Consider the following 13,478-nt stretch of genomic DNA (forward strand, 5'->3'; position numbering starts at 1 on the left):
TCGAAGTATTTGCAGATTATCCATCCTTATATTAGGAAATTTTTGAGCATCCTTTTTCAAGGTTGAATCCAACCGTTAAAAATTCATGAATCGCCTGTATTGAGCATTAACTCTGTACACCCTTCTGCATCAATTTTTCAAAAAAGGGAAAAAAGAGTTGAATAATGGGTCCGATTGCGAATGTGACAACTAATGTTCCGATACCAATTGGTCCTCCGACCAAAAGAGCTAAAAGCAAGCCAGTCGCCTCCGCAATTGTTTTGGACACACCAAATTTGAGCTTAAATCGCTTACTGATAGCGAGCATCAAGTTATCTAATGGCGAGAGTGGAAACTTTGCCTGTAAATAGATTGCAATTCCTAGTGACGCAACGACAATTCCGACTACTAAAACAAGAGCCTTGATGAATAACCCTTTAAAGTTCCATCCATCTAAAGCAATTAATAACCAAAAATCAACAAAGAACCCGATTAAAATAATCGTTCCAATTGCTAAAAATGCTGGCCTCTCCTTTAGTAAAATCGCATTTACGAGCATGACTATACAACCGACAATTATCACCCAATTCCCAACCGTAAGACCGATAGACGCTGAGAGACCAACATTTAGAGCATCCCATGCCCCTGCACCGATGTCAGCAATAATCATTAAACTTATCCCTAATGCTAAAATAAATAATCCAATACTAAAAAATAGAACTCGTCGTCCAACCATTGATGTACTCCCTTAGGATCGTATTTGTATGACTGTTAATGGAACAGTCTTTATTATTATAATCGTCTTGTAAAAAATATAGATATTTTTTTATATTTTTAGTATTTACCTGAATATTTTTAATCTTAGGTAAATATGATTAAGTATACCTTAATTGAAGGAGGGATAAGGAGACCATACCTTAATGCAGGGGGGTATGCTATCGATTTACCTGACGTGAAGTACACCACTGAAAGTTATCCCTTTAAAAGTACTTAGAAAAATGCAAAAAATCTAAACAACTCTGTGTAGATGATGTAATCTGCACAGAGTTGTTTTTTGTTTTAATTCAACCTGATTACTTATTTATACGCCTAATTTTTGATCACTCGACAATTTCGAAAGTTTCCGTAATTTCTATGCTCCCCTTTACCGATTGTGCAATTGGACAATTTCGATGAGCAACTTCGATGGAGCGCTCAATTTTCTGTTCATTCAAATCATTTCCTTTAATTAAGTAATGAAGATGTACTTTCTCAACTCTGTTTGCCTTCGCCTCGTTTCGTTCAACTTCAGTGTGAATCGTGATGTCCTCCACCTGCATTCTCTTTTTTTCAAGAACCTTCCGAAGGGTGCCTCCACTACAAGCCGCAATTGATGATACTAAAAGCTGATAAGGTCGAAATCCATATGCCTCATCACCCGCAACATGTAGTGTCCCATATTCTACATCTGTGTAAAACCCAACTTCTTGCATTTTAAAAATCATTTATCATGTCCCCCAGTTTTTTTATTATTTCTAGTGTACTCATACTTCCCCAAGTTGAAAAGAAAAACAGATTTGACATTTTTAAAGGCTTTAATCTTTTCCATTTTCAATGGTAAGGTAATTTTGTATGATTAGAGGGGAAATCAAACAGGGGGAAAACAACATGAAATTGCGATTTTGGATTTTAGTCAGTATTGTAGCGGTCTCAGGGTTTAGTCAAGGGATGCTGCTACCATTAATAGCTGTAATCTTTGAAAATAGTGGACTTTCCTCAACCTTAAATGGTCTTCATGCAACTGCCCTTTATATCGGAATTCTTTTTATTTCGCCATTTATGGAACATCCTTTACGCAAGTATGGCTACAAACCTGTTATTATATTTGGTGGATTGCTTGTTGTAGTATCACTTGTCCTATTCCCATTATGGAAATCATTTTGGTTTTGGTTTGTGTTACGACTTCTAATCGGTATCGGAGACCATGCCTTGCACTTCGGAACACAAACATGGATTACGTCTTTTTCTCCTGAAAATAAACGTGGTCGAAACATTTCTTTATACGGTTTATTCTTTGGGCTTGGCTTTGCAACAGGTCCATTAATGACACCGCTAGTAGAAATAAATGAGGCATTGCCATTTGTCCTATCATCACTCTTTTGCTTAATTGGCTGGTTCTTTCTATTCCTATTAAAAAATGAATTTCCTGAAACCGACCTAGGTGTGAATTCTTTTAAAGAGACGATTAATCGCTTTTCAAAAGCCTGGAAATATGCATGGGTTGCGTTCTTGCCACCGCTAGCCTATGGATTTTTAGAATCATCGTTAAATGGAAGCTTCCCTGTATATGGGTTACGAATTGACCTAAATGTGACGTTCGTATCGATCCTACTAACATCGTTTGCTCTCGGAAGTATCATTACACAACTCCCTTTAGGCATTCTAAGCGACAAATTCGGCCGAAGAAATATTTTAATGATCGTGATGTTTTTAGGATTTTTCAGCTTTACAGTTGCAAGTTTTCTTGAACATTCGCATCTCGGATTATGGCTATGTATCACGTTTGCGGGTATGGCGGTTGGTTCCACATTTTCACTGGGTATCTCCTACATGACAGATTTAATGCCAAAGAATCTACTGCCGACTGGCAACCTCCTTTGTGGCATCTTCTTTAGTATCGGCAGTCTTATTGGTCCTTTTGTCGGAGGACTGTTTATCCAATACGGGGAAAAGATTAGCTTTTTCAATGTGATTGGAACGATGTTACTTTTCATCTTTATCGTCATTTCTGTTTTCGGTTCAAAAACGGCTCCTAAAACGGCTGAATATTGACTTCCTCTTTTGGAAGTCTTTTTTTGATTCATAATGGTTTGCCTATTTTCAGAATTTCATTGACGTTTTCATCTTTACTGTTATATAATACAATTAATTATAATAAACTGTATTAAAACAGATTAACTAACCAAAAAAGGGAGATGATTTGAATGAGTAGGCAAGAACGCAAAAACATGATGGAATTTATTGAAAAGGTAAAGGGTATTGACAAATTTGTCCTCATGTATATGACAGATGCAGATATTGAGCATATCTACAACACAACCTATTATCACCATATCGAAATCGCTGAATAATATAATACCCACCTATTCATAGGTGGGTTTTTTACTGCCTCCAAAAGCTTATTTAAAATAATTCTAAAAAACACTTTAAAAACAAACGCAATATGTTATAATTAATAATAATTATAAAGTAAAAATCATTAAAACAAACTGCTGCTATCAATCTGATTGCAGTTTTCCTATTTAAATAGCTTAATGATGGTGATTACCTTTCTCAATTAGCAAAATAACATTGATTTTTATTCTCAATTAGATTAATAAAAATGATTATTTTTCTCAATTACAACTGGAGGCGATATAAATGAATACAGATGTTAAAACAGCACCAAGACAACGACAGGTCTATAACATAGAAAACGGCCCTTCCTTATTTCTTGAAAAAGCGAGACTTCACGGTGAATTAATTGCAGCAATAACAAGTGGTGTGTTAATCGTAATTGCATGGATACTCGGTCATTTTGAACACAGTACCTCCTCTATTGTGTTCTATCTACTTGCATTTGTGATTGGTGGATACGCCAAAGCTAAGGAAGGCATTTCCGACACGATTGCTGAAAAGGAATTAAATGTAGAAATGCTCATGATTTTTGCAGCGATTGGCTCTGCTATCATTGGCTATTGGAACGAGGGAGCTATATTAATCTTCATTTTTGCTTTAAGTGGCGCACTTGAAACCTATACAATGAATAAAAGCCATAAGGAAATTTCCTCACTCATGGGGTTACAGCCAGAGGAAGCAACCCTTATTACAGATGGGATTGAAAGAGTTGTTCATGTTTCATCCCTTAAGATTGGTGACTCCATTTTGGTAAAACCAGGTGAACGAATTCCAGCAGACGGAAGGCTTTTAAAAGGTGAGACAAACGTGGACCAATCTGCAATCACAGGAGAATCTATTCCTGTTCATAAAAAACATGGTGATGATGTGTTTGCTGGTACAGTCAACCTTCGAGGGTCTATTACGGTTGAAGTAACTAAACTAAATGAGGATACATTGTTTCAAAAAATCATTACACTCGTTCAATCTGCTCAAAGTGAAAAATCACCTTCACAGCTGTTCATTGAAAAGTTTGAAGGAAAATATGTGAAATTCGTGTTGATTGCAGTTGGTTTAATGTTGTTCCTGCCCCACTTCTTACTAGGATGGACATGGACAGAGACTTTTTACCGAGCGATGATATTATTAGTAGTTGCATCCCCTTGTGCACTGGTGGCTTCCATTATGCCAGCTACCTTGTCGGCGATTTCAAATGGCGCGAGACGTGGAATCCTTTTTAAAGGCGGCGTACATTTAGAGCAACTAGGAAATCTAAAAGCCATTGCGTTTGATAAAACTGGAACTTTGACAAAAGGAAAGCCCATTGTTACTGACATGATTGTTGGAGATTCAGTAAATTCCGATGAATTTATACAGATTGTTGCATCAATCGAAAACCAGTCCACACATCCATTGGCACAATCAATTGTGGCATATGCCAAATCGAAGGGATGTGCGCTTGTTCCGATTGACGGAATCGAAGACATGCCAGGCTATGGTGTGAAAGCAACTGTAGGCGAGACAGAGTGGCTTATTGGGAAATCTGAATTTGTTGGTAAAGATAATGCGACTAATTTTAATAATGGGATTTCTAGACAATTAGCTTCTGAAGGAAAAACGATTGTGTATGTTAAAACTGACAACGAGATAACTGGAATTCTTGCTCTAAAAGATGTAGTTCGAGAACACACTGTTTCCGCTGTATCAGACCTCAAAGAGCTTGGTATTTATACAGTCATGCTAACAGGTGATGGTGAAAAAACGGCAGAAGCCATCGCAGCTGAAAGTCATGTTGATCAACACATTGCCGATTGCCTACCAGAAACAAAGGTTACTCATATAAAAGAGCTTATTTCCGACTATGATACAGTGGCTATGGTAGGTGATGGAATTAATGATGCACCAGCACTTGCTACAGCAAATGTTGGAATTGCAATGGGCCAAGGAACAGATGTGGCAATGGAGACAGCCGATATCGTTCTCATGAAAAACGACCTCCCTCGGATTGCAGAAGCCGTTAAACTTTCAAAAAGGATGAATCGGATCATCAAACAAAATATTGCATTTTCAATTGCTGTCATTTTGCTGTTAATCGTTTCAAACTTTTTTCAAGTCATCGACCTTCCATTTGGTGTAATAGGTCATGAAGGAAGTACGATTCTTGTTATATTAAATGGACTCCGACTTTTAAAGTCATAAAGAAAGGACTTGACCCTATTCGGTCAAGTCCTTCATATTATTTGCTATTGGGACAAGAAAAACCGTCCCTCCTGATTCCTAATGGTAGCCGTTACTTCCGTTTGCAGAACTACTTGTTTTTTGTTTTGGACTATTTTTCTTTCCTCTTTGCTTTGTACTTCCACCGTTTTTCTTAGACATAATAAAGGCCTCCTTGGTTCGTACTTACATCCTCTATTATCTCTCGTCCTTTCACTTTCCATAAAGGTAACTTACGGTAATCATTGACCTCTGATTCGATGACAATTGATAATAGCGTTAATTTCTCCACCAATTATGATGATCATCGCGGATAAATAGAACCAAATCATTAGAACGATAATAGCACCTAGGCTTCCATATGTTGCAGAGTAATGTCCAAAGCTATTCACATAGTAGGAAAAAGCAAGCGAAACAAACATCCATCCAAAAGTTGCAAAAAACGCGCCAGAAATAATCTCTCTAAATTTTAACGGGCGATTCGGTGCTACCCAATATAAAAAAGTAAACACGATAAAAAGAATAGCGGCACTGACAATCCAACGAATTCCGTTCCAAATATCTAAGAATTCATCAGACAAACCAAATGATGAAAACATAAAAACACCAATTTGTTTTCCGAAAACAGGCAGTAACAAAGCAACAATGATTACAAAAATCATGCCGAATGTTAACAACACCGAGATTCCCCTCGTATAGAAGAAGTTCCTGGTTTCTTTCACATCATATGCTTTATTAAACGCGCGGACAACAGCATTAATTCCATTAGATGAAGACCATAACGTACCAATAATCCCTACTGATAGCAGGCCTCCTTTTTGCGAGCCAACAATGTAATTTAAGTTTTCTTCAATCATTGTATACGTACTCTCTGGAGCGTATTGCTTTACAAAACCTAACACATCAACTTGGGAAATTGGTAAATACCCGATTAGGGTCACAAGAAAGAGTAAAAACGGGAATAGAGAAAGCAAGAAAAAGTAGGCGAGCTCAGCTGACATGCTTCCTACCTCATCTTCCTTATATCGCAAAATTAATTCCTTAATAAACCGCAAATCTAACGTTCGAATTTGGGTCATTACTTCACCTCTCTATATTATCGTCCCTCAAATCTTTCGGTTTATTATAAAGTGAAACTAACAATCAGTGGAGATTTTCCACTGATTGTTAGTTGAGGTCCACAGGACGTGGGTCACAAAGACGTCGCCACACAGAAGGGCGTTCTTAGTCTTTGTTCACTAATTCGACCCTTTACGGGCAGTTACCCACACCCTTTTCTTTGACTAGTCGAATTCAAGAGGTTTGGACTTACTGACCGTTACGAGTCGGAGAAATTGCATCCTTTGTTTCCTTAACAGCTTCGACAATTTCAGGTGTTGTTTCAACAATTTCATTCACCTTTGAGGTCACAATGCGGACGTCCTCTGCCACTTGCTCAACGGTTGTACGAACCATGTCAAATTGGTCCTTCATACGGTCTGTATATTCTTTCGGATTTTTTATGACATCAACGCATTTTTTACTAACTCTCTTACTAGTATGTAAAAATTGCTCTCTTGTTTCCTTATCAAACAAAGAAATTGCTGCACCTACAACAGCCCCAATTACCATACCCTCGACCATTTTATTGCGCTTTGCCATATAATAATTACCCCTTTACCACTAGTTTTTCCTTCTTAATGATATCCAATAAACGTTGACAACCGTCACTTACCATCTCGTACACTTCATCAAAATTCCCTGTATAATATGGATCTGGTACATCCGTAATCTTTCTATCATCAACATAATCTAAAAGTCGCTTCAATTGACCTGTTTTTTCAGTATCTATCATGCGCTCGAGATTTCGTAAATTGTCAGAGTCCATCGCAATAATATAATCGAATTCTTCGAGGTCCGAAGAGATAACTTGGCGAGCTTTCATTCCTTCAAACGAAATGTTGTTTTCGTTCAGAATTTTTTGCGTCCCTTCATGTGGTGGTCTTCCAATATGCCAATCACCTGTTCCAGCTGAGTCCACCTCGATTTGACCTTCAAGCCCTTCCTTTTTAACTAAGTCCCGAAAAATGGCCTCCGCCATCGGGGACCTGCAAATATTACCTAAACAAACAAATAAAACTTTTACCATCTGTACGTTCTCCTTATGTTATAATTTTCTGCCTAGTACCATATTAACTAATAGTAGAAACATGTTACAATAAGAATACACTGAAACTTGAAAGGATGAAAACATGGATCTCTCACAAAAATCGGTCGAAAATGTAGAGTTTATGATAGAAAAAATTAAAGAAAAGCTTAAAGTCCTTAATTTAGGAGCTATCAAGCCTTCCCATTTTGATGAAGAAATGTACGAGGAATTAAAAGACATCTACGACCTTACCATGAAAAAGAACTCATTCAGCCCAAACGAGATGCAAGCACTTGTTGAAGAACTTGGTAGCCTACGTAAAAACAAATAATACATACACAAAATGCGACCTTTAGGGTCGCATTCAGGCTGTCGAGAAAGTCTCGACAGCCTTTATTCTTTTGATACACTTTAATAATTCACCGCGTTAATATGTTATAATATATTTAATAAATTAGGGTTGGTGATATTGTGTTAAATACTAGGGAAAATACACAAAATGAAATTGAATTTGTATCAATTGACGAGCTTATTCCAGATAACCATCTGTTACGAAAAATAGATAAATACATAGATTTTTCTTTTATAATTGAGAGAGTAAAACCTTACTACTCTGAAGATAATGGTCGACCTTCGATCGACCCTCTTGTTCTTTTTAAAATGATGTTTATTGGATATTTTTATGGTATCCGTTCCGAAAGACAGCTTGAACAAGAGATAAAACTTAATGTCGCATATCGTTGGTTTTTAGGTCTCAGATTTAAAGATCCTGTACCACATCATTCCACAATAAGCTGGAATCGTCATAAGCGTTTTAAAGGATGAAATTGTTCTTCTTGCAATGAATCACAAAATGGTTGGCGGAAGAGTCTTATTTACGGACTCCACTCATCTCAAAGCTAATGCGAATAAACATAAATTTACAAGGGAAGAAGTTGAAGTAGAAACTCGTGAATATTTAAATGAGTTAAATAAGGCAATTGAAGAAGATCGTGCTGAACATGGAAAAAAGCCTTTAAAGGAAAAGGAGGAGGTGAAAGAAACAAAAGAGATTAGAGTAAGTACCACAGATCCAGAAAGTGGGTTTATGTCGCGAGACAATAAGCAAGAGATGTTCTGTTATTTAGACCATCGGACAACAGATTTGAAGTTTAACATTATAACTGATGCATTCGTAACTCCAGGTAATGTCCATGATTCAATACCATATCTTAGCCGTTTAGATCGTCAAATCTTACGATTTAACTTTAATGTGGAAGCTGTTGCTCTTGACTCTGGATACTTAACTAATCCGATTTGCAAAGGATTATCAGATCGTAAGATCTTTGGAGTTATTGCCCATAGAAGGTATCAACCAACAAAAGGACTCTTTCCAAAATGGTAGTTTAAATATAATAAAGAAAATGACATTTATGTTTGTCCAAATAGCGAGGAACTAACATATCGTTCAACTACAAGAGAAGGTTACCGAGAGTACAAGTCAGATCCCAAGAAATGTTCAACCTGCCCTCTTCTTGAACAATGCACTAGATCCCGGAATAAGCAAAAAGTTGTTACTCGTCATGTTTGGGAAGATCATAAAGATAAGGTGAGGCTAAATCGCCTCTCTCTGGAAGGGAAAATTCTTTATAAGTTTAGAAAAGAAACCGTAGAGCGAAGCTTCGCAGACTCAAAAGAGCTGCATGGGCTTCGCTACTGTAGGTTACGGGGAAATAAAAATGCTAGTGAGCAGGTATTACTTACAGCAGCCTGCCAGAACATGAAAAAGATTGCCAACCACCTAGCCAAGCAAGGCTAGATGGTTGGGAGTGATATTTTCAAGATTTTTGATAAAGAATAATGTCAACTTACAACTACAAAAACCACCGAAAACAAAAAGTGTAGAGAAAAAATACCCCTTTCTCTACACTCTGAATGCGACCTTTAGGGTCGCATTTTTTTATAGGTAAATTTAATGGGAAGGAGTATGTGCAGCAATCGGGCGGGAAACACGATTGTCGCAGGGATTACGCAATTACTCCTGCGATGGCGCATACCCACGGGGCAACGACGCATTTACTTCTGCGATGGCGCATTTCCACGAGACGACAACGCAATTATTACCGCGAACACGCATATCCACGAGGCGACGACGTATTTACTCCTGCGATGGCGCATTTCCACGAGACGACAACGCAATTATTACCGCGAACACGCATATCCACTAGGCGACGACGCATTCACTCCTGCGATGGCGCATATCCACAGGGCGACGACGCATTTATTACCGCGAACACGCATATCCACGAGGCGACGACGCATTTCCCCCCACAATGGCGCATATTCCGTGGCCACGACGCAATTATTACCGCGAACACGCATATCCACAAGGCGACGACGCATTCCCCCCACAATGGCGCATATTCCGTGGCGACGACGCATTTACTACCGCGAACACGCATATCCACGAGGCGACGACGCATTTACTTCTGCGATGGCGCATATCCACAGGGCGACAACGCATTTATTACCGCGAACACGCATATCCACAAGGCGACGATGCATTCCCCCCCACAATGGCGCATATTCCGTGGCGACGACGCATTTACTACCGCGAACACGCATATCCACGAGGCGACGACGTATTTACTCCTGCGATGGCGCATTTCCACAGGGCGACGACGCATTTATTACCGCGAACACGCATATCCACGAGGCGACGACGTATTTACTCCTGCGATGGCGCATTTCCACGAGACGACAACGCAATTACTCCTGCGATGGCGCATATCCACAGGGCGACAACGCATTTCCCCCCCCAATTTTGCATATACCCTAGCGATGACGCAAATACTCCTACCAACACGCATATATCCTAACGACGACGCAAATACCTGCCACAAACACTTTTATTCCCGCAAGCCACATTGCCACCAACTAGATGAAAATACCCATTTTATAAGATTAAGGCAAAAACTCCCCTAGCTGCGCATATATGTATAAGAAGGGGCAGTCGGAAAATCCAAGGGACAGGTCATTGTCTCAGTGTTAAACTTAAGATTTGTTGCCCCAATCTAAGGGGGGAATACAATTGCTAGGTCTATGGCTAACGCTTATTGGAATCACTGTATTGTATTTTATCTCCACTGGTTTTTGGTTTTATTTCGTAAAGTCTGGCATGAATATGGACGACTCAAAAAAAATTGACCCAATCCCAACTGATCGAGATTTTTAAATAAGCCACACCTTGTACAGGTATGGCTGGTTTATGTGTAGGTTAGCACCTACACTTTTTTATTTTTATTTACGAGTTAGATGATACACAACGGATTCATATGGACGTAAGGAAATTCCTTTAGAAAGACTAGTCTGTGAATCCCCGTAGTTGGAAATGAGTAAATCAGTCGTATATGTTTCAAGCCCAATACTGTCAGGAACTTCAAACGTAGCGTCCAAGCCGTAAAAGTTATTCACAACTAGAAGTTTCTCATTATTACCATTTCGAACATATGCAAAAATCTGCTTATCGTCCTCTAGTAAAAGTTCATAATCACCGTACGTAATAATATCGTATTCTTTACGGAGCTTAATTAGTTTTTGATAATGGTAGAAGACTGAGTTTTTATCTTTTAAGGCATTCTCTACGTTAATCGTGTCGTAATTCGGCGCAACATTTATCCATGGTGTACCGCTCGTGAAGCCCGCATGTTCAGTTGAATCCCACTGTACAGGTGTACGAGAATTATCCCTTGATTTTTGTTTTAAAATTTCAATTATCTCGTCATTACTCATCCCCTGTTCTCTTTTTATATTATAGATATTCAGGGATTCGACATCACGATAATCAGAGATATCGTTGAACTTAGGATTGGTCATTCCTATCTCTTCACCTTGGTAAATGTAAGGCGTTCCTTGCATCATATGGATCGTTGTCGCAAGCATCTTCGCCGACTCTGTTAAATACGTAGAGTCGTCGCCATATCTTGAGACAACCCGAGGTTGGTCATGGTTACACCAAAATAGTGCATTCCAGCCACCACCCTTATGCATTTCAACCTGCCAAGTCGATAAGATTCGTTTCAATTCTAAGAAATCAAAATCAGCAACCGTCCATTTTTCACCATTCGGATAATCCACTTTTAAATGGTGGAAATTGAAAGTCATACTAAGTTCTTCACGTTCTGGATTTGAATATTTTATACAATCTTCAATCGTTGTTGACGACATTTCTCCAACTGTCATGCTGTCGTATTTTGAAAAAACTTTCTGATTCATTTCATGCATAAATTCATGAACTCGTGGTCCATCTGTATAAAATTTTCGTCCATCACCAGGAGGGACAGAACCGTCATCATTTGGGAAACGCTGGTCTTTTGAAATTAAATTGATCACATCAAGGCGGAAACCATCTACCCCTTTTTCAAACCAAAATGTCATCATATCATAGACTTTTTTTCGAACTTCTTCATTTTCCCAATTGAGGTCTGCTTGAGTAACATCAAAAAGATGGAGGTAGTATTGACCTGTTTTTTCGTCATACTCCCAGGCACTGCCACCAAACTTTGATTCCCAATTATTTGGCTCACGACCATCTACTGGGTCCTTCCAAATATAAAAGTCTCGGAACGGATTATCCTTTGAACTTCGTGATTGTTTGAACCATTCGTTTTCAGTTGAAGTATGGTTGACTACGATGTCCATAATAATTTTTAAACCGCGAGAATGAGCTTCCTCAAGCAAACGGTCAAAATCCTCCATCGTGCCGTATTCTTCATGAATCGCAAAATAGTCAGCTATATCGTACCCATTATCCCGCTGTGGCGATTTGTAAATAGGGGTCAACCAAATCACATCTACACCAAGTGTCTTCAAGTAATCAAGCTTTTCGATGATCCCTTGTATATCACCAACACCATTACCGGTCGTATCATTAAAACTCTTCGGATAAATTTGATAAACTACAGATTTCTTCCACCAAGGCTGTTTCATTTGCTACACCACCATTTAAATAATTCATGCTTTTAGTATTTCTAAAAGAAATTAAACTTATTTGTAGTGTTAGTTTAACTTGTATATACAAGTTAGTCAAATGTCTGTTTTTTTGGAAGAAGTAGTATTCTTTACTTGTTTATGTTGAACATGCTGGCGCTATATTTAAAATTAATAGCTCTATTTTAGATTTACTGGCACTAACCCAATTTATTGTCACTATCTCAGATTTACTGGCACTAGCCCAAATTACTGACACTAGCCCAATTTATTGTCACTATCTCAAATTTACTGGCACTATCCCAGATTTACTGGCACTATCTCAAATTTACTGGCACTAACCAAGATTTACTGCCACTAGCCCAAATTTACTGCCACTAGCCCAAATTTACTGGCACTAACCCAAATTACTGACACTAGCCCAAATTACTGACACTAGCCCAAATTACTGACACTAGCCCAGATTTACTGGCACTACCTCTGATTTACTGTCACTATCTCAGATTTACTGTCACTATCTCAGATTTACTGTCACTATCACAAATTTACTGGCACTAACCCGAATCACTGGCACTAACCCAAATTTACTGCCACTCGCCCAAATTACTGACACTAACCATTCTGACGCTCGTTCATCACGTGAGTTATCCATTCTTTTAATACGACCGCATGGTTATGTATTTCATCTTTTGCCCCAAATAATAGAGTGACTTTCCCTTCTTCGATTAAATGCATCAACTCCTGAGTCGCGTGCTGTTTTTCAACATCTGTTTGCAATTCGTTTATATACTGGACTTTAAACTCTCCAAATCTTTCTGGTTTGTGGTAGAATTCCTTACGCAGCTCTGTACTTGGCGCGATATCTTTCATCCACAAATCAAGCTTTGCTACATCTTTTGAAATGCCACGTGGCCAAATACGGTCGATTAGGATCCGTTTTCCATCTTCCTCATTCGCTGGTTCATAGATTCGTTTTAACACGACATTTTTCATCATAACTATCTATCCTTTCAAAAAGAAAAGGACAAAACAGTTGTTTTGCCCCGCTTCT

The 13,478-nt window shown here is 38.5% G+C and carries 12 protein-coding genes and 1 pseudogene; 6 read left to right on the plus strand and 7 right to left on the minus strand.

The features are described from left to right. Window positions 1-106: 106 nt before the first annotated feature. Both ACWPVE_RS05950 and ACWPVE_RS05955 read right to left on the minus strand, forming a co-directional pair. Window positions 107-715, minus strand: a complete 609-nt coding sequence (locus ACWPVE_RS05950) for a YczE/YyaS/YitT family protein (protein ID WP_453991605.1) — start codon at window positions 713-715, stop codon at window positions 107-109. A gap of 364 nt (window positions 716-1,079) precedes the next feature. Next, window positions 1,080-1,463 (minus strand): OsmC family protein, encoded by a 384-nt coding sequence (locus tag ACWPVE_RS05955; RefSeq protein WP_453991607.1) that lies wholly within the window; start codon window positions 1,461-1,463, stop codon window positions 1,080-1,082. A gap of 163 nt (window positions 1,464-1,626) precedes the next feature. On the opposite strand from ACWPVE_RS05955, the gene ACWPVE_RS05960 reads away from it, so the two are divergent. The 3 genes from ACWPVE_RS05960 (at window position 1,627) to ACWPVE_RS05970 (ending at window position 5,313) form a co-directional block, all read left to right on the plus strand. Then, window positions 1,627-2,790: an MFS transporter gene (locus ACWPVE_RS05960; RefSeq protein WP_453991609.1), complete on the plus strand. Its 1,164-nt coding sequence runs from the start codon at window positions 1,627-1,629 to the stop codon at window positions 2,788-2,790. A gap of 152 nt (window positions 2,791-2,942) precedes the next feature. Beyond that, window positions 2,943-3,089 carry a BH0509 family protein gene (locus tag ACWPVE_RS05965; protein WP_453991611.1) on the plus strand — a complete coding sequence of 49 codons (147 nt, stop codon included), beginning with the start codon at window positions 2,943-2,945 and terminating at the stop codon, window positions 3,087-3,089. A gap of 289 nt (window positions 3,090-3,378) precedes the next feature. Continuing rightward, window positions 3,379-5,313 carry a heavy metal translocating P-type ATPase gene (locus ACWPVE_RS05970; RefSeq protein ID WP_453991613.1) on the plus strand — a complete coding sequence of 645 codons (1,935 nt, stop codon included), beginning with the start codon at window positions 3,379-3,381 and terminating at the stop codon, window positions 5,311-5,313. Window positions 5,314-5,573: 260 nt separating this feature from the next. On the opposite strand, the gene ACWPVE_RS05975 is transcribed toward ACWPVE_RS05970, so the two are convergent. From ACWPVE_RS05975 to ACWPVE_RS05985, 3 genes are all read right to left on the minus strand, one after another. Next, window positions 5,574-6,410, minus strand: a complete 837-nt coding sequence (locus tag ACWPVE_RS05975; protein ID WP_453991615.1) for a YihY/virulence factor BrkB family protein — start codon at window positions 6,408-6,410, stop codon at window positions 5,574-5,576. Window positions 6,411-6,639: 229 nt separating this feature from the next. Next, window positions 6,640-6,972, minus strand: coding sequence for a YtxH domain-containing protein (locus ACWPVE_RS05980; RefSeq protein WP_453991617.1), 333 nt, complete (start codon window positions 6,970-6,972; stop codon window positions 6,640-6,642). Between the two features lie 7 nt (window positions 6,973-6,979). After that, window positions 6,980-7,459: a low molecular weight protein-tyrosine-phosphatase gene (locus ACWPVE_RS05985; protein WP_453991619.1), complete on the minus strand. Its 480-nt coding sequence runs from the start codon at window positions 7,457-7,459 to the stop codon at window positions 6,980-6,982. A gap of 103 nt (window positions 7,460-7,562) precedes the next feature. Here ACWPVE_RS05985 and ACWPVE_RS05990 point away from each other — a divergent pair, with 103 nt between their 5' ends. The 3 genes and pseudogenes from ACWPVE_RS05990 to ACWPVE_RS06000 all read left to right on the plus strand — a co-directional run bounded on the left by ACWPVE_RS05990 (window position 7,563) and on the right by ACWPVE_RS06000 (window position 10,673). Beyond that, window positions 7,563-7,790, plus strand: a complete 228-nt coding sequence (locus tag ACWPVE_RS05990) for a DUF1128 domain-containing protein (protein WP_099355475.1) — start codon at window positions 7,563-7,565, stop codon at window positions 7,788-7,790. Window positions 7,791-7,930: 140 nt separating this feature from the next. Continuing rightward, window positions 7,931-9,257, plus strand: a pseudogene (locus ACWPVE_RS05995) (IS1182 family transposase). A gap of 1,272 nt (window positions 9,258-10,529) precedes the next feature. Next, complete coding sequence (locus ACWPVE_RS06000) at window positions 10,530-10,673, plus strand: hypothetical protein (protein ID WP_453991622.1); 144 nt, start codon at window positions 10,530-10,532, stop codon at window positions 10,671-10,673. Between the two features lie 65 nt (window positions 10,674-10,738). On the opposite strand, the gene treC is transcribed toward ACWPVE_RS06000, so the two are convergent. Further along, entirely contained in the window at window positions 10,739-12,427 is a 1,689-nt protein-coding gene (treC, locus tag ACWPVE_RS06005; RefSeq protein ID WP_453991624.1) for an alpha,alpha-phosphotrehalase, read from the minus strand. 612 nt (window positions 12,428-13,039) lie between these two features. After that, complete coding sequence (locus ACWPVE_RS06010) at window positions 13,040-13,423, minus strand: DUF488 domain-containing protein (RefSeq protein ID WP_453991626.1); 384 nt, start codon at window positions 13,421-13,423, stop codon at window positions 13,040-13,042. Between the last annotated feature and the right edge of the window lie 55 nt (window positions 13,424-13,478).

The organism is Bacillus nitroreducens, from assembly GCF_964021195.1.

Bases quoted from the DNA above. Each gene is read 5' to 3' on its own strand.
- treC (WP_453991624.1), bottom strand. From the start codon at position 12,427: ATGAAACAGCCTTGGTGGAAGAAATCTGTAGTTTATCAAATTTATCCG.
- ACWPVE_RS05970 (WP_453991613.1), top strand. From the start codon at position 3,379: ATGAATACAGATGTTAAAACAGCACCAAGACAACGACAGGTCTATAAC.
- ACWPVE_RS06010 (WP_453991626.1), bottom strand. From the start codon at position 13,423: ATGATGAAAAATGTCGTGTTAAAACGAATCTATGAACCAGCGAATGAG.
- ACWPVE_RS05965 (WP_453991611.1), top strand. From the start codon at position 2,943: ATGAGTAGGCAAGAACGCAAAAACATGATGGAATTTATTGAAAAGGTA.
- ACWPVE_RS05990 (WP_099355475.1), top strand. From the start codon at position 7,563: ATGGATCTCTCACAAAAATCGGTCGAAAATGTAGAGTTTATGATAGAA.
- ACWPVE_RS05955 (WP_453991607.1), bottom strand. From the start codon at position 1,463: ATGATTTTTAAAATGCAAGAAGTTGGGTTTTACACAGATGTAGAATAT.
- ACWPVE_RS05980 (WP_453991617.1), bottom strand. From the start codon at position 6,972: ATGGCAAAGCGCAATAAAATGGTCGAGGGTATGGTAATTGGGGCTGTT.
- ACWPVE_RS05985 (WP_453991619.1), bottom strand. From the start codon at position 7,459: ATGGTAAAAGTTTTATTTGTTTGTTTAGGTAATATTTGCAGGTCCCCG.
- ACWPVE_RS05960 (WP_453991609.1), top strand. From the start codon at position 1,627: ATGAAATTGCGATTTTGGATTTTAGTCAGTATTGTAGCGGTCTCAGGG.
- ACWPVE_RS05950 (WP_453991605.1), bottom strand. From the start codon at position 715: ATGGTTGGACGACGAGTTCTATTTTTTAGTATTGGATTATTTATTTTA.
- ACWPVE_RS05975 (WP_453991615.1), bottom strand. From the start codon at position 6,410: ATGACCCAAATTCGAACGTTAGATTTGCGGTTTATTAAGGAATTAATT.